A 17,871-nucleotide genomic window follows, 5' to 3' on the forward strand; every position below is an offset into this window, starting at 1 on the left:
CGGCTTTTGCAGAAACCTCCGCGTACACGGAACCTTCTGGAAAAGCCGAAGTCAATCGGCTTTTTCTCATTCCTCCACTGTGCTCTTGGAGACACCGGCCTGTGCCAGAATCTTTTTCTCGTATGCCAGAGCATTTTTTTCTATGACTGCGACTTCTTTGGCGGTCTCTTCCACAAAAGCCTCGTCTTTGATGGATTCCAGATTGATCTTTACATTGAAAAGGGCTCCAAGTACTGCAGTTCTGGCCATCATAGTGGCTACCAGTGCGTCGGTCACTGCTGTCTTGTTGCCTTTTGTCACCATAACTTCCGCGTAGGGCATAACCTCATAGGCGCGTTTTGCCACAGATAAAGGAACCGCAACGGCTGCCTTTAAGCCGTCCTGCATGGCTTTCGTACGGGCTGCTTTCTCCTCCTCTGTCTCCTTTGGAAGGGTCAGTGCCTGCATGTAGAGGTCAAAGGATTCGCTGTCGCGCTTGATGTCATCCAGAAGATGCTCACAGATCTCATGCATGGGAGCAACTGCCTTCTTCATCTCCTCCTCCACTTCCGCGTATTTTTTCTTGCCGATGGTGAGTCCTGCCACCATCTCTGTCAGCGCTGCCGCCAGGGCACCAGCAAGGGCGGAAATACTTCCGCCCCCCGGTACTGGTTCATTGGAGGCTGTCTGCATGGCAAACTGTTCTACTGTCATATTTTTCATGTCGTATAACCTCTCTTTATTCCACTCTATATTACGTGCAGTGTCCTGCCGTTTTCTTACAGACGTGTCTCCAGAACCTGTTTGGAATCAAAGCCTTCAAAGCCTAAGTAGTATTCTGCGCAGTCAACGATAGCCTGCAGCGGGATCAGTCCTACTACCTCGCTGCCCAGTACATTGACACCGTAGCGTCTGGCTTCCATGCGTACGGTTTCAAATACAGTGTAAACAGAAGTCTTTGTATAGTCTGTCAGGTTCATGGATACCTGTGCGATATTTCTGTCTTCCAGCATAACGCCCATAGCTTTGCAGAAACGGAAGCCGCCTTTTACGTGACGGATCTTATCTGCGATTTTCTGTGCGATCTCCACATTTGGAGTATCCAGGTTGATGTTGTAGGCGATCAGAGGCATTCTTGCGCCGATCGCTGTCACACCGCCGGTAGGATGGATGGTGTTCGGGCCAAAGTCCGGTTTCCATTTTTCCTGGTCTTTCATTTTCTCAGCCATACCCTCAAACTGTCCCTGGCGAACCTTTGCCAGATTCTCTCTGTGAGGAGCTGTCGCTGATTTTTCATATAAGAAGAACGGCTGTCCGAATTTCTCAGATGCCTCTTTTGCCACTGCTTTTGCCACTGCGTCAGCGTCTTCCACTGTCACGCCGCGGATGGGGATGAACGGAACAACGTCCACACAGCCCATGCGGGGATGCTGGCCCTGATGTTTTGTCATGTCGATCAGTTCCACTGCTTTACCGATTGCTGCAACCATTACGTCTTTTAATGGCTCCGGCTCACCGATAACGGTTACAACGCTTCTGTTGTGGTCTTCATCGGAAGTGTAGTCCAAAAGTTTAACGCCCTCTCTGTTACGGAAGCAGTCAACGATCTTTTCGACTTTCTCTTTGTCTCTTCCTTCACTGAAATTAGGTACGCATTCGATAATTCTATCCATGATATTTTCTCCTTTATGTTTTAATGAATTTAGGGTTACCACTCTTTATGATAAACAGTATCGCCATTCTTGATGACCGTCTCCACCAGGTTGATGGCGGTATGATACGGCATGAAATGAATGGACGGGAATTTCAGGAAAATAATGTCCGCAGCTTTCCCCGGCTCTATGCTTCCCACTTTGTCAGCGCGGTCAACAGCGGCTGCGCCGTTGATGGTCAGAGCTGTGATGACTTCCTCTATGGACATATTCATGTAAATGCATCCAAGGGCAACCATCAGGGGGATGGAGTTGGAAAAGCAGCTTCCCGGATTCAGATCAGAAGCCAGTGCAACTGCGCAGCCCTCGTCGATCATCTTCCTTGCGGGGGCATACTCCTCCTTCAAGCCAAAAGCAGTCAGGGGCAGGATGGTGCTGATCACACCGGCATCCCGCATCTGGCGGATGCCCTCATCGGATGCCTTCAGCAGATGGTCTGCGGAAACCGCTCCCACTCTCGCCGCCAGCTCAGAGCCTCCAAGCTGGTAGATCTCATCTGCATGGATCTTCAGCTTAAAGCCCATCTCCTTTGCTTTTGTCATATAATACTCGGAGTCCTCCACGGTAAACACATTCTTCTCTGTGAAGATATCCGCAAATTCTGCCAGATTCTCTTCTTTTACCTTTGGCATTACATGGTTTAACTGTTCGTCCAGGAATTCTCTTTCTTTTCCCTTCCACTGGGGAAGTACGCTGTGAGGGCCCAAAAATGTGGATACAATGTCCACCGGATGGGTCTCATTTAACTTCTTCATGGCACGGAGCATTTTCAGCTCTGTCTCACAGTCCATGCCGTAGCCGCTCTTGCCTTCCACGGTTGTCACGCCGAATTCCAGCATGCGGTTCAGGCGCTCTTTGCCGGCTTCCATCAGTTCTTCCTCTGAAGCTTCTCTGGTGGGAACCACGGTGGCGTTGATGCCGCCGCCGCGTTCCATGATTGACATGTAGCTGTCACCTTTCAGTCTCCAGGAGAATTCATCTGCACGGTATCCGCCGAAAATGAAATGTGTATGGGAATCCACGAATCCCGGCATAACGGTTTTGCCCGCTGCGTCGATCACTTCGTATTCTTCCGAATTTACCTGTTTATCCAGTTCCTCTGTGGTGCCCACAGCGATGATCTTATCGTCATGGATGATCACTGCGCCGTCATAGATCAGGCCGATATCTGACATTTCTTTTCCATGCTTCGGCGCTTTGCCCTTACAGGTCACAAGCTCGGAGGCATGGCGGATGTAACGTTTCTTCATGTCTTATCTCCTTTTCCTGCTTCTCAGTGATGTGCGTGATGCTCTTCCACTACAACGTCTTTGCATACTCTCTCGATCATATCTTCATCTGCAAGGTACGGCATGGTGATGTAATCCTGCCCTTCCCTTGTCTTGTTGTACTCTGCTACGGTCTCGATGGAGTGCTCGCATCTTCCCCAGCTCCTTCTCGATACACCGATCATGGTATCCCACGGGATCGCTGCCCGTAAGATCTCGTCCACTCTCTCGCTTCCGTCCAGCACCATTCCGAATCCTCCGTTGATGGATTTGCTGATGCCGACTCCGCCTCCGTTGTGCAGGGCTACCAGGCTCATTCCCCTGGCTGCGTTTCCTGCATAGCAGTGTACTGCCATGTCCGCTGTGATGTTGGATCCGTCATAGATATTGGAGGTCTCTCTGTACGGAGAGTCTGTTCCGCCTGTGTCGTGGTGGTCACGGCCCAGCATCACCGGTCCGATCTCTCCCTTCCTTACCATCTCGTTGAACTTCAGCGCGATGTCCCTTCTTCCCAGGGCATCCTGGTACAGGATACGGCACTGGGTGCCCACTACCAGTTTGTTCTTCTCCGCGTCACGGATCCAGATGTAGTTATCCCTGTCCTGGCTCCTTCTGTTCGGGTCGATCACTTCCATGGCTGCATGGTCTGTGGCACGCAGGTCCTCCGGCTTGCCGGACAGACAGCACCAGCGGAACGGGCCGTATCCGTAGTCAAACAGCTCCGGTCCCAGGATATCCTCCACATAGGACGGGAAGATGAATCCTTCGCTTGTGTCCACGCCGTTCTTGGCGATGTCCTTTGCTCCCGCATCGAACACGGCACGCATGAAGGAGTTTCCGTAATCGAAGAAGTAGGAGCCTCTCTCCACCAGGGTCTTGATCAGGTGGTAGTGTTTTACCAGGGTCTGGTCCACCAGCTCGCAGAATCTCTCTTTATCGTTTGCCAGCATCTCCGTGCGCTCCTCAAAGGTCAGGCCCTGCGGGCAGTAGCCTCCGTCGTACGGCACATGGCAGCTTGTCTGGTCAGATAACAGCTCTATCTTGATGTTGTTGTCCACTGCGTACTGCAGCAGGTCAACGATGTTTCCGTGGTACGCAATGGATACGGTCTCTTTCTTCTCCATATATTCCTCTGCCACACGGAACGCCTCAGCGGCATCCTCGATCACCAGGCTCACCCAGCCCTGGCTGTGGCGGGTCTCGATACGGGAGGCATCCACCTCTGCTACGATACCCACTCCTCTTGCGATCTCTATAGCTTTTGGCTGTGCACCGCTCATTCCGCCCAGGCCGCTCGTAACGAACAGATGGCCTGCCAGGTCCCCGTCCTGCGGTACGCCTAAGAACTTACGTCCTGCATTCAGGATAGTATTAAAGGTTCCGTGCACGATGCCCTGCGGGCCGATGTACATCCAGCCGCCGGCTGTCATCTGTCCATAGGAGGATACGCCCATGGCTGTGGCCTTTGCCCAGTCCTCCGGGTTGTCGAACATTCCCACCATCAGGCCGTTGGTCACGATGACACGGGGGCTGGTCTTGTGGGATTTGAACAGGCCCATGGGATGGCCGCTCATCATCACAAGGGTGTGCTCGTCTGTGAGCTCCTCCAGGTATCTCTTGATGAGCTGGTACTGCATCCAGTTCTGGCATACCTGGCCGGTCTCTCCGTATGTAACAAGCTCGTAGGGGTAAAGGGCAACATCATGGTCCAGGTTGTTGTCGATCATGACCTGGAATGCCTTTCCTTCCACACATTTTCCTTTATATTCATCGATCGGTCTTCCGTAGATCCTTTCCTTCGGCATGAAACGGTATCCGTAGATACGTCCTCTTGTCAGAAGTTCGTCTAAAAATTCCGGTGCGAGCTGTTCGTGCAGCTCTTCCGGCACATATCTGAGGGCGTTTGCTACCGCCAGCTTGATCTCTCTTTTGTTCAGGGTCAGCTCTCTTTTCGGGGCTCTTCTGACACCTTCTTTAAAGGTCGGGTACTCCGGCAGAACGGGATCCAGTTTGATTACCATTGCTTTTCCGATTTCCGCATTGTTCATTTCACATCGTCTCCTTTACTTTTTTTATGATTTTATCATTGGGACAGTCTAAAAAACGTCTATTTCTGATAAAGTTCTACGATGCTTTGAATTTTTTTTAGATAATTTAACCGAAATCCCTTCTCCATTTTAGTCTGATAAAGGGAAAATGTACTAATACACCAGAAAGTATTTTGGCTATTTTTGCAACAAATGCGATTTCAGGAATTCTGCTGCGGTCAAAATATACTTTATTCTGTTTTTTTGCTTAATTATCATGTGTCCTTCGTCCTCAAAGCAGAGGTATTCCACCTCTCTTCCAAGGGCTTTCAGACGTTTTGCCGCGTGCTCCGCCTCGCTCACAGGCACCCTGGTGTCATTGGCTCCGTGCACGATGAGAAGCGGACATTCCAGATTCTCAATGACTGCCTCCGGGGAGATGTCTTCCAGTAACTGTCTGTCCTGTTCCAGGCTTCCGTACTCAGCCTCCCTGGCAGCTCTTCGGTATCCTGCCGTATGCTTCAGGAAGCTTACCAGATTAAACATACCCACAACCTCCACTGCACAGGCCCAGAGCTTCGGCATCCTGGCCGCGCAGGAAAGGGTCATATAACCCCCGTAGCTTCTTCCGAAGACTGCCATCCGCTTTGGATCCGCAGTCCCGTTCTCTGTCAGATGCTTCACCAGCGCCTCGATGTCTCTCACTGCGTCCAGACGCTTTTCCTTATTGTCAAGATCCTGATAGGTCTTGCCGTATCCTGTGCTTCCCCGCACATTGGGGGCTGCCACTGCAATGCCTTCGCTGACCAGGTACTGGATGGTCTCCTCGTAGAAGCGTCGGATCTGAGATTCCGGTCCTCCGTGGATATAGACAGCCACCGGCAGATTCCCGGCGGGTATCCCCTTGGGGATATAGAGCCAGTATGGAATCTCCAGGCCGTCAAAGCTCTTGTAACGGCACAGCACAGGCTCTGTCAAATCCTCCTGCCTTACAGTCATATGTTCATTTTCCGTCACCTGTTCCAAGATTCCCTTTTCTATGTCCAGCAGCCAGATATTCTGGATCCTGCTGCCGCTTTCAAAGGAAAAAAGCAGCCTGTATCCTTCCTCTGACCATGTGACAGGCTCCTCATCCCCAATGGTTCCCCTGGGGATACGGGGAATCTCTATCTCTTTTCCTGTCTCTGTCTCCAGAATATGGATTCCGGAATCTCCGTCCTCATTGACCACAACAGCCAGATACCGGTCCTTTCCCGACACGGCTATATGCGTGACATCCCAGTTTACCTCATATACCTCCTCCGTCCGGCCTGTTTCCCTGTCCCAGAACAGAACTCGTTTGAACTCCCGCTCCCTGTCGCTGATAAAATAAAAGCCGCTTCCGTCCCCCAGCCACACCGGGCTGTCCTCCATGGCGCACTGACGTTTGGGGCTCACCTTTGTCTCCTGATTGGTCAAAAGGTTCCTGCAGTATATCTGCATGTCAGCAAATGAAGTTCTTTTACTATATAAAAGGAGTTCTTCATCCGGGCTTACACAAAGAGGAAGACAGACTGCGTCTTTTCCTTCTATTAATATATCCGTTTTTCCGTTCTCCAGATTCTTTCTGCAGATGTCAAAAATACAGCGCAGCCTTTTGTTGGAGGCATAGTACACCCATTCACTGCCCACATCCCCCAGATGGCTGCGCACGTTTCTCGGATGATATACAACAGGCGTGACCTCTTCGCTGTCTGCGCCGATGCTGTATATCTGTTCATTTTCATCCCCGTCCATATCCATGGCGAAGAATATCTGCCCTCTGCCAAACTGCATCCGGCTGATCTTATCGCTGTTATGTGTTCTTTTTCTGCTGTTTCCCGTACGCAGGTCCTTTTCCCAGATCTGAGGTGCACCATCCCTGGTATCCAGGTAATAAATGGTATCCTCCTCTCCCCATACAGGGCAGCTGCATTTTGATGCTGTCAGATAATCTCTTACATTTCCCATAATCCATCTCCGTTAATCGGAGATCCGGATGATCTGTTCCGGCCTTCCTCTTGTCTTCCGCTGTTTGGTGCCCACCACCTGCGCGGCGCCTGCAGTCACCATCTTCTGAAGGTATTTGCTGGCTGCGCGCACTGTGACACCCAGGCTGTCCGCAAGAAGCTGGGCGGTTACGCTTCCTTCCTCCTGCTTCCGGGCCACTGTGCAGATCTTCTGCAGGGTCAGTGCCGATACCCCTGTCTTTTCTGCCATTTCGGCATACTTCTCAGAAGGGGTTGTGGACAGTACCATACAGTTTCCTGAGACCAGAGGGCCGATCAGGTTTTCGTTTTCATCGATGGCATAGCTGGCGCCCTGAGGATGCATCATGGACTCCTGGTTGGCGTTCATGGCCTCCAGTCTGGCGCGCGTGGTATCTCTTCCCAGTCCGTATCCGATGCATACCCGGGCTCCTGTTTTTTTCTCAAGATATATTTTCAGCATGCAGACAGAATATGTTTCCGTGATCCTGTCTACCACACCGGCACTGGTATAGACCTCATACACAGAGGCATGTCTCTGGAGCATAAAATCGCAGTCATATTCCTTTGAGAACTGCAGGATCGCGGTCTGCATGGCAAGCTCTCCCAGCTCATCCCGCTCCTGTCCGCCTCTGTCCGCAGTGATATTGATAACTGCAGGCATGCTCTCCTTCATCCTGTCCATCTCAAGGGTCATGAGGAGCTGCTTTATCACATCCCGCATGTAAGGAATGCCCGGATATACAAAGTGGCAGGGAATCCCCATCTCCTCAAAATCCTTTGCTGCTGTACTGAGCCTTGTGATGACCTGGTCGATCCGGCCTGCCTCCCATTTTCCGCGCACATCCTCCACCATCTTAAAGCGGAGTTCTTTTAACTCCTCCAGGCTCATATGTGCCACCAGACTGCAGAAGTTCTCTCCCTCCGCATCCAGCGTGCCGTTCTCCACAGCTTCCCTGATATTTTTCCCCATCATGAAATCCGCATAGAGGCGCTCTGCCTTCAGATCCGGCTTCAGCGTCATGAGGCGAAACAGCTCCTGATAATAAGCCAGCATATCCACATGAAAGGTCTCAATGGGCTTCTTTGTATCCGGGCAGGCTGCGCGCAGCATGGCTCTTGAAATAATGCCGTTTACAATGAATCCGTCATACTTGTCTTCAATGCTTTTATAGATTTCCGGAATCTCCGATGATTTTTTATAATAATAGGTGGTAAACGTACAGTGCTCCTCAAAGGGAAGGACTGCCTCCTTCACCCTGGTATCCATAAATTCTGTACTGATAATTGCTGTTCTGTATTTCATCGTCTGCCACCTTTCCAAAGAATATTTTCCTGCGGCCTGCGCAGCAACCGCACAGACCTGCTATCGTTATATTCAGTTTACTACTACTTCACCTTCGCCGCAAGATATGCTTTCGCACCGCAGGCAAAGGCCGCAGCGCCGCTTACAAGGCTCGTCTCATCATAGCGGACTTTCGGATGGTGTGCTGAGAATTCATAGCCGTGTTTCCGGTCCCCGCCGCCCACTGCAAAGAACATGGAGGGTACCAGACGGCTCACCTCAGCAAAATCCTCTGAGCCGGAAGTCGTCTGATTGACACGGACGGCTGCCTTTCCCAGTGTTTCGGCAAATCCTTTTCCAACAATATCCGCGCATGTCTCATCCACTGTCAGCGCGCTGACTGAGGCGGGTATTTTCAGTTCTGCCTTTGCCCGGAACATTTCGGCGGTCATCTCCACACAGTTTTTGATCCTTGCCAGCAGATATTCCCTTGTCTCCTGTCTCACGGTTCTTAAAGTGCCGCCCATGTATGCCGTCTTCGGGATAATGTTCTTGGCATCCCCGCTGTGGAACTCTCCGAAAGTCAGGGCCGCCTGATCCTGGGGGTCTACCTCCCTGGCGATCAGCTCCTGAAGGGCCAGATGGATATGCAGGCCCACATTGATGGGATCCACCGAGTGATGAGGGCTTGCTCCGTGCCCGCTTTTTCCCTCAATGGAAATTTCCAGCAGGTCACTGGAATTACACACGACTCCCGCATTGTATCCCACAAATCCGGCAGGAGCCAGAGGCGCCATATGTACTCCCATGGCAGCATCCACATGGGGCTTTTCCAGGATTCCGTCTGCGATCATGGCTTTTGCCCCTTCCAGGGTCTCTTCGCCCGGCTGGAACATGAGCTTAACACGTCCGGGAAGTTCTTCCTCCTGCTCTTTTAATATCTTCGCAGCACCCAGAAGCATGGCCGTGTGCATGTCATGGCCGCAGCAGTGAGCAGTATCGCCTTTAGCCGCAAAGGGAAGGCCGCTCTCCTCCTTCATGGGCAGGGCATCCATATCTGCCCTTAAAAGGAACACCGGGCCATCCTCTTTTTTGCCGATAAGGGCAGTGACGCCGCATCCTCCGCAGAGCTTCGGCTCAATGCCCATTTCACGCAGCTTCTCCATGACAAATTCTGTGGTAACCTTCAGGTTCATACCAAGCTCCGGATTCTGATGCAGAAATCTTCTGTTTGCGGTCATCTCCGGAAGTATTGCTTTTGCTCTCTCTAAATCGTTCATTTTTTTCTCCTTTATTTCTCTGTGATCGTTTCATTTTTTACGGTATTTGGCTGCTTTTCCTCTGCAGATGGCTGTCCTTCCTGTATGACCTTGACCTGTCCTGACTTAAAGAGCAGCCAGGAGGAGAGGATCATGACCGGAATGGTGATCAGCACACCGATTCCCCTGTTTAACTTTGTCACAAACACCAGAATAGCCAGCAAAAACAGAATGGGCGGTATCATCATCTTCCACTTTCCCGTGATCCTGCCGCCTGCCGGGTTCGTCACCATAAGGCGGATGAACATACATCCGAAGAGTGCCGGCAGCATATAAGAGGTTGCCACCTGAACTGTGGGGGAGCTTAAAAGCGGCTGCAGCGGAACCAGCATCAGCACGCCCACAATGACAACAGCAATGGTGATCAGAGAGGAGACGGCAATGGCTATGGTACAGACCGCATCCCCCTCGTCGGTATTCTGCTCTGCTTTGGCGATATCAAGGGCATTGAGTGCGCAAGGCAGCTTAATATTTGACACATTTCCGGTGATCAGGCTCATGTAAATGGAGGAGCCTAAAATGGGAGTGTAAGTGACAGACTCCACAATCCCCGTGGGAACATACAGAGCCAGAAGGCCGCCGCAGAACATGAGCAGATCTGCTGCTTTTGGCCACATGTCAAAATCTGTACACATGGTAACCGGAATTCCCAGCATGACCGCAATGGCGATCACGGTTCCGATCCTGCCGATCCGATGGACCGAATTGGTGTATTCGCTTAATCCGTTTTTGTTCATTCTCAATTCTCCTTTATCCCAGAATATTGGTGGCCATGACCGCAGCGATCATACCCATGATGAGAGCCGCTGACATGATAAAACTGCCAAGCCACTGTATTTTGTATTTTCCCACAATATAGAACATGACAGCCGACACGCAGGCGCTTACGATCAGCACTACGATCCCCACGGAACCTCCCAGAATGATGTAGGGGATAAAAGCAGCGACCAGGGCCGCGGCAAATGAAAAATTGAAAACAGCTCCCCAGGCGCCCTTGCTTTTTCTGTATCTCGTCATGCTCACCTGAATTCTTTTCGCGCAGAAAATATTTGTTATCATTCCCGCCAAAATGCATATACTGGTTACGAACATAATTGCTCCGAACACCTGGTAATTATTGGCTGCAGCCATGGCTCCCGCTGACTGGAATCCCAGCGCGTCCGACACCATTTCCGCTGCTGTCAGTTCATAGCTCACAGCTCCCACCACGGAGAGCCGGAACCAGGACCAGGGAACTCCCAGCACTGCGGAGAGGGAGAAGAGTCCGATAATTACAGAGATGGATGGGATCACGGTAAACACGGCAGAGGATTTGACAACCTCCAGGATCGTTTTTTTGGGGATTCCAAGTTCCAGTGCCCGCCTCCAGGCTTTGCGCATAAACACCACCACAAGTCCGGAAATGTACAGCAGCCCTATGCCCACCAGCACGTAGAGCAGTCTGCTGTTCGCCACGTCAAAATAATTCATTATTTTTCCTCCTGTTGTATTGGGTTCTCTTTTTTATTAAAAGAACATTTAAAGAACGTACGTTAATTGTACAATAAATCATTCCGGCATTTTAGTCAATATGTTTTTATATTTTTCTTCTGTTTCGTGAATAATATACAATTTTCGGGTGGTTTTTTCGTGGCATTTGCGGGGTAGCCAGAAATCTTTTTTGATGTACAATGGAAATAAAGAACGATTTGATAAAGGAGACAAAACACATGATATCACAGGCTTGTCTGCACGATGCCCTGTCCTACGGAAAATGCTTTACAGGACTCGGACAGCCGGCAGATTACATCCCGGAACTTGCCCGGGTAAACAAACACCAGCTCGGTGTCTGCATTGTAAATCTGGATCAGGAGATTTTAAAAGAGGGGGATTATGACAGGCCCTTCACCATTCAGAGCATTTCCAAACTGGTCTCTCTGATCCTTGCCCTGCACGACAGGGGCGGGGAATACCTCTTTCAGGACAAGGTCGGTGTGGAGCCTACCGGTGATCCGTTTAATTCGATCATAAAGCTGGAAACAAAGACACGCCCCTTCAATCCTTTCATCAACGCAGGTGCCATCACCGTGGCCAGCTGTATTGACGGTAAGGATACAGAGGAGCGGTTTGAACGTTTCCTCACCTACATCCGGCATCTGTGCAACAATGACGAGATCTGCCTCAACGAAAATGTCTATCTGTCCGAAAAAAGCACCGGGGACCGGAACCGTGCCCTGGCTTACTACCTGAAGGCATCGGGAATTTTGGAGGGAGATGTAGAGGAATGTCTGGATTTTTATTTCCGGATGTGCTCTGTAGATGTGACGGCCCTTGACATTGCCAATCTCAGCGCTGTGCTGGCAAACCATGGGACGAATCCTTTTACAGGGGAGAATCTCATTGAACCTTCCTGCGCCAAAGCGCTCCGTGCGCTGATGCTCACCTGCGGCATGTATGACGGTTCCGGAAGGTTTGCCATGAAGGTGGGATTTCCCGCCAAAAGCGGCGTGGGCGGCGGAATCGCGGCTGTGGTTGTGGACCGGATGGGTATCGGAGTGTACGGACCGGCGCTGGATGAGAAGGGAAACAGTATCGGGGGAATTAAAATCCTGGAATATCTGGCTGATAAGCTTGACTGCAGTCTCTTTTAGAGCATGTTTGAAAAAAGCCCTCTGCAGATATGATTTCCATACCTGCAGAAGGCTTTTCATAAAATGATCTATGCCAGATATTCCTCTATGAAATGGGAGGCCACAGCTCCGTCTGATGCTGCTGTCACAACCTGGCGCAGAGGTTTTGTTCTCACATCCCCTACTGCAAACACACCCGGCAGATTCGTTCTGGTCGTCTCATCCGCCAGGATATACCCCTGGCTGTCAAGCTCTGTCTGGCCGATAAACAGTTTGGTGTCGGGAATCCTGCCTATGGCTGCAAAGACACCGTCACAGAGGATTTCTTTCCGGTGCCCTTTTTTGTCCTCAACCACAACACCTGTCACTTTTTTCTCGTGGAGGATTTCTTTTACCTGGCTGTTCCAGATAAACTCCACGCTGCTGTTTTTCAGCGGTTCCAGGTAAACTTTGGAGGCCCGCAGCGTGTCTCTTCTGTGGACCAGATAGACCTTCTTACATATTTTTGACAGGTACAGGGCATCTGCTGCCGCACTGTTGCCTCCGCCCACCACAACTACCGTCTTATCGCGGTACATCATCCCATCACAGGTGGCACAGTAGGCAACACCACGTCCGCGCAGGGATGGTTCCTCAGGCAGTCCGATCTCTCTTGGGGATGCGCCTGTGGCGAGGACAACCGCTCTGGCTTTTACCTGGCCTTTGGATGTCTCAATGGTCTTGATATCCTGTTTCAGATCAACTGCTGTCACATTTACAAAAGATGTCTCAGCGCCGAACCGCTCGGCCTGACGCTGCATTTTTTCCCCAAGCTCGAATCCGTCGATTCCTTCTTCAAATCCGGGGTAGTTATCCACAACACTGGTGGTTGCCATCTGTCCACCCGGTGACATTTTTTCCAGAACCAGAACAGAAAGTCCGCTTCTGGCACAGTAGAGGGCAGCGGTGTATCCGCCGGGCCCTCCGCCGATAACTGCCACGTCGTATATATCCCGTTTCATTTGTATTCCTCCCTGTTTGTCAGATGACCTGATTTGTTTTTAACCACTCTTCTACCGCGTCCTGGGAGGGAGGATTGACCACGCGGTCTGCTTCCTTTCCGTCTTGAAAGAGGATCAGGGTAGGGATGGTGTCTATCTCGTACTGCCGGGCAATTTCAGGCAGTTCGTCGATGTCCGCTTTTGCCACTGTGACTTTGCTGCCGATTTCAGCTTCCAGCCTTTCCACCGCAGGGGCAAGCCTGCGGCAGTAGCCGCACCATGGAGCCCAGAAGTCCACGACTACCGGTTTTTCGGATTCTAATACCTCTGTTTGGAATTTTGTTTTTTCGATTGCGTTTACTGACATGCTCTATCATCCTTTCGTATTTGATTTCCGGGAGTACCGGAGATTGTTTTATCTGTATTGATATTGTTTACAGTTCCTTTACTGTCACTATATCAGTTACAGTTAAATTTGTCAATAGGCAGCATACATTTTTTTGAATGCTGTGGTAATTTGTCTGTTCTCCTGTCAGGGCAGAACCATGGCATACGAAAACAGACAGGCAAACCAGCCGATTTGCCTGTCTGTTTCTCTATTCGCGTTTTGCAGTTTTACAATTTTACGTCCACACCTGCATTCTGCACTGCCTTCAGGATCTCACCTTCTAAAATCAGGTTCTGCACAGCCTCGATATAAGGCTCCAGTGCGGCATCTTCATTCAGCGGCGGCATGACCTCCCTGATCTTCGCGTAGACCGCCTCGATAGCCGGGGAAGACTGGTCAGCCGGGTAAAATTCTTTGGCCTGGGCAGCGCAGATCAGCTCAATGGCAAGGATATACCGGGCAGTCTCCACCGCGTCACAGGCTTTTCTGGCGGCATTGTATCCCATGTTCACATAGTCCTCCTGGTTGGCGCAGGTAGGCACATTGTCTACCACAGCCGGATGGGAAAGAAGACGCATCTCCCCTGCAAGGCCGGCTGCCGTGTACTGGATCATCATAAGGCCGTCATTGAAGTCTGCACTGGCATTTAAAAAAGGCGGCAGTTCGCTCAGATGCCGGTTGACCAGCCGGTCTGTACGGCGCTCTGCCATTTTGGTCAGATCTGTGAGGGCAATGCAGAGGAAATCTGAAGCCATGCCCAGGTATGTGCCGTCCGCGTTGCATCCCATAAGGGCCTCTGCCTCCCCGTTCTCCTCAAAAATAAGAGGATTGTCCACAGAGGAATTCAATTCAATATCAATGGACTCCAGGCCGTCCTTCAATGTCTTTTTCACTGCGCCGTGAAGCTGGGGCATGCAGCGCAGGGACAGGGCGTCCTGGACGCGGTAATCTCTGTATTTTTCCGCGATCCGGCTGCCGGACAAGATATGTCTGATATTCTCGGCTGTCTGCATCTGGCCCGGATGGGGTCTGGCGCGCATGAGCCTTTCATCCATTGCCTTTAACGTTCCCTTGAGCATTTCCAGGGAGAACGCACCCGACACATCCGCTGTCCTGGCAAGAACCGTGCCGTCGTAATAGGCCAGGCAGGCAAGGGCTGTCACGGATGTGGTTCCCGATACAAGGGTAAGGCCTTCTTTTGAGCCAAGGACGGCGGGCTGTAAGCCTGCGCGTTCTAAGGCTTCCGCGCCGGAAAGAAGTTCTCCTTCATACCAGGCTCTTCCCTCCCCGATCAGTACCATGCCGATGTGTGATTCCAGGCCGAGGTAGCCCACAGAACCGTGCTTCGGCACCCTGGGCGTGATGTTCCTGTTCAGCAGTTCCTTTATCAGTTCCAGGGTTTCCAGACGAAAACCGGTGTGGCCGCTTCCAAAGTGAAGGAGCATGACAAACATCATGGCCCTGACCCCCTCCTCACAGAGCGGCTCCCCCACGGAAACCGTATGGGCCAGAATATGGTTTCTCTGGATCTTGACTCTGTCCTCCTCGGGAATGAATTTCCTGCAGTTGTCCCCCAGGCCCGTAGTGATACCGTAGATTGCTTTTCCTTCCCTGCTGAAACGCTCCACATGTGCTCTGCACGCATTGACTCTCGCTCTGTATTCTGCGGAAAATTCCACCTTTGCCCCGTATCTGGCTACTGCCACTACCTGCTCCAGGGAATTTTTTCCTCCTAATGTAACAAGTTCCATATATACCTCCGCTGCTAAATGACGCACGCAGGGACAAGCCGCTGCGTGCGCATTTCAGTTCAGTTTTTTATTGTTCTCGTATCCGCCTTCCAGGGACACGCTCATGATTTTCAGCCTCCGGTAGACATCTTCCTCCACTTCCGCCTCATCCGACGGAATCTGGCTTATCGGCCTGCTCCCGAATATTTCACCCGGTACAAACACCTGACCGCCCGGTTTCATAGGCGGGCAGCCGCGCACATCGCCGGCCAGGGCATCCACCTCCTCTGTAAAGGTATCCAGAGTTGTGAACATCTCCGGGGAAAATGCCACAAACAGGTAACCCAGATCATATTCATCCCTGGCGTTGTAACCCATTTTCGCCCCCACAAAAGCACCGGTCATCACCTCCAGCGCATAACAGAGGGCATAGCCTTTCGGTCCGCCGAAGGGCACGCCTGCCTCCGCTTTCTCCGGGTCTGTGGTAAAATTTCCCTCCCCGTCTATAAAACAGTTGTCCGGCAGAGGGCGGTTCTCCACAATCGCCTGACGCACTTCTCCCCAGACCTTCTGGGAGGTGGCAAAGTCAAATACATAGGGCTTTCCCCTGCCGCTTGGGAAAGAAAAACAAAGGGGATTTGTACCGAACATGGCTTTTGCCCCTCCAAAGGGAGCCACACAGGCCGGGCCTCCGTTGTTGGTGATCATACCCACAAGACCCTCCCCCGATATCTTTCTGGCATAAGGGGTGATCCTTGAATAGCGGCCCACATTTTTCAGCGCCGTGATTCCCACGCCGTGTTCCTTTGCCGCGGCGATGGCCAGATTGGTGGAATACAGTGCCGCGATATGGCCCAGTTCTCCGTTACCATCTACCTGGGCATAACAGCCCTTCTGTTTTAACAGCTTCATCTCTCCGCTTCTCCTGGAAAGGCCTGCATCCACCGTCAGGAATTTTGACAGGCCATGGGTCCTGTGCCCCTCCAGCTCTGATTCCAGATAATCGGAGATCATGAATTCCGCGTATTCCCCCGTAATTCCCCTTAAAGCCAGAGCCTTTCTCATCAGCTCTTTTATCTCTTCTATTTTTACTGTAACACCCATAACATTTATCCTCTCTGTAACTGTATCGTACCCTCACAGTTACTCTTCTCACAGAATTGCCAGAAGCTCATCCAGCATCTGTGTCTGCCGTTTATCATAGACAGGCAGACAGTAGGCATCCAGACGCTCTCTCACCATATCCTGGGCTTTTAAGATGACAGAGGGCATGCCGAGCTGCTTCCAGTTGTGGTAGATCTCACTGTTGAACAGCCTGGGGTGAAACAGCTCTTTCTGATACAGCTCCAGTGTCTCATCCTCCAGCATGTAGGTCCCCCCCGGTCCCACTCGTTTGATCATGTCCATATGAATGGCTTCCTCTGTTATATAATCGCAGTTCTCCACGGAGAATCTGGCTTCCAGCAGCTCCTCGTCCAGCACGTATTTTTCCAGGCTGAATACATTTAAACAGTCCATCTCACCAAACGCATGGAAAATAAAATCCGTATCACAGTCAAAGGTGGTCATGAGTGACACGGCAGTCTCCGCGCCGTCCTGCCAGTCAAGCTGCTTTGCGCCTGACAGGGAGCCTCCCACCCGGGAGGGAATACCGTAAAAATCAGCCATGGCCTTAGCGTACTGCATAAACACCGCAACCTCCGGCCCCCAGGAAATGGGAACTGCCTTGCGCATGTCCGCGCTGTAAGTCACATTGCCGTAGACCACCGGAACACCAGGATTTACCACCTGGGTCATAATAATGCCTGCCAGTACTTCCGCATTGTTCTGCACTACAGTCCCGCCCACCGTGATGGGGCTGGTCATGCCGGGTGCGGAACAGCAGGTGATGACAACCGGCTGGTTTTGCTTGACATAGGCCAGGGTCGCTGCCACGTCCTCCCTGCTGTATCGAAGCGGGGAGATGACATTCTCCACACCGATCGTAAAATATTCTCCCGTCTCACCGTAAAAGTCCCGGATGAATGCAATGGACTCCGCAGCGCTTTTTCCTGTTTCGCAGGACGCGATCAGTGGCTTTTTGGAGTATTTCAGGCTCAGGACCGTCTTTAACAGTTCCACCTTGCCGTCCGGAAGGCCCGAGGCATAGATACCCGGCACACAGCACAGATTGACAAAACGGCTGGTCTCATCCATCTTCGTGGCATCAATATAATCTTTTACTGTCGGGGTACAGATCTCCCCGTCTCTCAATATGGTCATGGCACCTGAGGCAGTGGAGATGGCCTTTCCTCCATCCCCTATTTTCAGGCTGGCAAAAGGTGTCTCTATGGTAAAGCTGGGTTTCAGTCCTCTCAATATCTCCTCTGCCAGAGAGCGTTCAAAATACACCCTCTGTCCATCCACCCGGATTCCTCTTTTTTTGAATACCTCCAGAATTTCCCGGTGTTCAAAATTCACGCCCACACTCTCCAGAATTTCCAGAGACTTCTCATGAATCATCTGCACTTCTGAATCTTTAATCTTCTTCACGAGCATAGCAGGTTATTCCTCTCTTCCTGTGCCGGC

Annotated in this window: 15 protein-coding genes; 1 reads left to right on the top strand and 14 read right to left on the bottom strand. The window is 51.4% G+C overall.

The features are described from left to right. Positions 1-66: 66 nt before the first annotated feature. The 9 genes from LC508_RS07940 to LC508_RS07980 all read right to left on the bottom strand — a co-directional run bounded on the left by LC508_RS07940 (position 67) and on the right by LC508_RS07980 (position 11,066). Positions 67-702: a cyclodeaminase/cyclohydrolase family protein gene (locus LC508_RS07940; protein ID WP_033142737.1), complete on the bottom strand. Its 636-nt coding sequence runs from the start codon at positions 700-702 to the stop codon at positions 67-69. Between the two features lie 56 nt (positions 703-758). Next, positions 759-1,652 carry a glutamate formimidoyltransferase gene (gene ftcD / locus LC508_RS07945; RefSeq protein WP_054352854.1) on the bottom strand — a complete coding sequence of 298 codons (894 nt, stop codon included), beginning with the start codon at positions 1,650-1,652 and terminating at the stop codon, positions 759-761. A 35-nt stretch (positions 1,653-1,687) separates the two neighbouring features. Beyond that, positions 1,688-2,941 (bottom strand): imidazolonepropionase, encoded by a 1,254-nt coding sequence (hutI, locus tag LC508_RS07950; protein WP_054352853.1) that lies wholly within the window; start codon positions 2,939-2,941, stop codon positions 1,688-1,690. Positions 2,942-2,964: 23 nt separating this feature from the next. Further along, complete coding sequence (locus tag LC508_RS07955; protein WP_118743533.1) at positions 2,965-5,007, bottom strand: urocanate hydratase; 2,043 nt, start codon at positions 5,005-5,007, stop codon at positions 2,965-2,967. Between the two features lie 177 nt (positions 5,008-5,184). Further along, entirely contained in the window at positions 5,185-6,975 is a 1,791-nt protein-coding gene (locus LC508_RS07960; RefSeq protein ID WP_103732964.1) for a S9 family peptidase, read from the bottom strand. Between the two features lie 12 nt (positions 6,976-6,987). Continuing rightward, positions 6,988-8,298 (bottom strand): helix-turn-helix domain-containing protein, encoded by a 1,311-nt coding sequence (locus LC508_RS07965; protein WP_103732965.1) that lies wholly within the window; start codon positions 8,296-8,298, stop codon positions 6,988-6,990. 83 nt (positions 8,299-8,381) lie between these two features. Beyond that, positions 8,382-9,557, bottom strand: a complete 1,176-nt coding sequence (locus LC508_RS07970) for a M20 metallopeptidase family protein (protein ID WP_103732966.1) — start codon at positions 9,555-9,557, stop codon at positions 8,382-8,384. An 11-nt stretch (positions 9,558-9,568) separates the two neighbouring features. After that, positions 9,569-10,333 carry a hypothetical protein gene (locus LC508_RS07975; protein ID WP_054353616.1) on the bottom strand — a complete coding sequence of 255 codons (765 nt, stop codon included), beginning with the start codon at positions 10,331-10,333 and terminating at the stop codon, positions 9,569-9,571. Positions 10,334-10,346: 13 nt separating this feature from the next. Then, complete coding sequence (locus LC508_RS07980) at positions 10,347-11,066, bottom strand: DUF5058 family protein (RefSeq protein ID WP_033141386.1); 720 nt, start codon at positions 11,064-11,066, stop codon at positions 10,347-10,349. A gap of 239 nt (positions 11,067-11,305) precedes the next feature. Here LC508_RS07980 and glsA point away from each other — a divergent pair, with 239 nt between their 5' ends. Continuing rightward, a complete protein-coding gene (gene glsA, locus LC508_RS07985) occupies positions 11,306-12,226 on the top strand; it encodes a glutaminase A (protein ID WP_052099447.1) in 921 nt (306 codons plus the stop codon). Positions 12,227-12,294: 68 nt separating this feature from the next. Here the strand turns inward: glsA and trxB are convergent, their stop codons facing one another. From trxB to LC508_RS08010, 5 genes are all read right to left on the bottom strand, one after another. Then, complete coding sequence (trxB, locus tag LC508_RS07990; protein ID WP_033141385.1) at positions 12,295-13,206, bottom strand: thioredoxin-disulfide reductase; 912 nt, start codon at positions 13,204-13,206, stop codon at positions 12,295-12,297. Between the two features lie 19 nt (positions 13,207-13,225). Beyond that, the gene (trxA, locus tag LC508_RS07995) at positions 13,226-13,552 is read right to left on the bottom strand and encodes a thioredoxin (RefSeq protein ID WP_033141384.1); all 327 of its coding nucleotides are present in this window, start codon (positions 13,550-13,552) and stop codon (positions 13,226-13,228) included. 248 nt (positions 13,553-13,800) lie between these two features. Continuing rightward, entirely contained in the window at positions 13,801-15,324 is a 1,524-nt protein-coding gene (locus LC508_RS08000; protein ID WP_033141383.1) for an HAL/PAL/TAL family ammonia-lyase, read from the bottom strand. A gap of 54 nt (positions 15,325-15,378) precedes the next feature. Next, the gene (locus tag LC508_RS08005; protein WP_033141382.1) at positions 15,379-16,407 is read right to left on the bottom strand and encodes an Ldh family oxidoreductase; all 1,029 of its coding nucleotides are present in this window, start codon (positions 16,405-16,407) and stop codon (positions 15,379-15,381) included. A 48-nt stretch (positions 16,408-16,455) separates the two neighbouring features. Then, positions 16,456-17,841: a trimethylamine methyltransferase family protein gene (locus LC508_RS08010; protein WP_033141381.1), complete on the bottom strand. Its 1,386-nt coding sequence runs from the start codon at positions 17,839-17,841 to the stop codon at positions 16,456-16,458. Positions 17,842-17,871: the final 30 nt, after the last annotated feature.

The sequence above is a fragment of the Blautia parvula genome (assembly GCF_020215665.1).
GTDB classification, from domain to species: Bacteria; Bacillota; Clostridia; order Lachnospirales; family Lachnospiraceae; genus Blautia; species Blautia celeris.

Coding starts and splice junctions, on each gene's coding strand:
- LC508_RS08000 (WP_033141383.1), bottom strand. CDS start 15,324: ATGGAACTTGTTACATTAGGAGGAAAAAATTCCCTGGAGCAGGTAGTG.
- LC508_RS07965 (WP_103732965.1), bottom strand. CDS start 8,298: ATGAAATACAGAACAGCAATTATCAGTACAGAATTTATGGATACCAGG.
- LC508_RS08010 (WP_033141381.1), bottom strand. CDS start 17,841: ATGCTCGTGAAGAAGATTAAAGATTCAGAAGTGCAGATGATTCATGAG.
- trxB (WP_033141385.1), bottom strand. CDS start 13,206: ATGAAACGGGATATATACGACGTGGCAGTTATCGGCGGAGGGCCCGGC.
- LC508_RS07975 (WP_054353616.1), bottom strand. CDS start 10,333: ATGAACAAAAACGGATTAAGCGAATACACCAATTCGGTCCATCGGATC.
- hutI (WP_054352853.1), bottom strand. CDS start 2,941: ATGAAGAAACGTTACATCCGCCATGCCTCCGAGCTTGTGACCTGTAAG.
- LC508_RS07940 (WP_033142737.1), bottom strand. CDS start 702: ATGAAAAATATGACAGTAGAACAGTTTGCCATGCAGACAGCCTCCAAT.
- LC508_RS07970 (WP_103732966.1), bottom strand. CDS start 9,557: ATGAACGATTTAGAGAGAGCAAAAGCAATACTTCCGGAGATGACCGCA.
- LC508_RS07955 (WP_118743533.1), bottom strand. CDS start 5,007: ATGAACAATGCGGAAATCGGAAAAGCAATGGTAATCAAACTGGATCCC.
- LC508_RS07980 (WP_033141386.1), bottom strand. CDS start 11,066: ATGAATTATTTTGACGTGGCGAACAGCAGACTGCTCTACGTGCTGGTG.
- LC508_RS07960 (WP_103732964.1), bottom strand. CDS start 6,975: ATGGGAAATGTAAGAGATTATCTGACAGCATCAAAATGCAGCTGCCCT.
- LC508_RS08005 (WP_033141382.1), bottom strand. CDS start 16,407: ATGGGTGTTACAGTAAAAATAGAAGAGATAAAAGAGCTGATGAGAAAG.
- ftcD (WP_054352854.1), bottom strand. CDS start 1,652: ATGGATAGAATTATCGAATGCGTACCTAATTTCAGTGAAGGAAGAGAC.
- trxA (WP_033141384.1), bottom strand. CDS start 13,552: ATGTCAGTAAACGCAATCGAAAAAACAAAATTCCAAACAGAGGTATTA.
- glsA (WP_052099447.1), top strand. CDS start 11,306: ATGATATCACAGGCTTGTCTGCACGATGCCCTGTCCTACGGAAAATGC.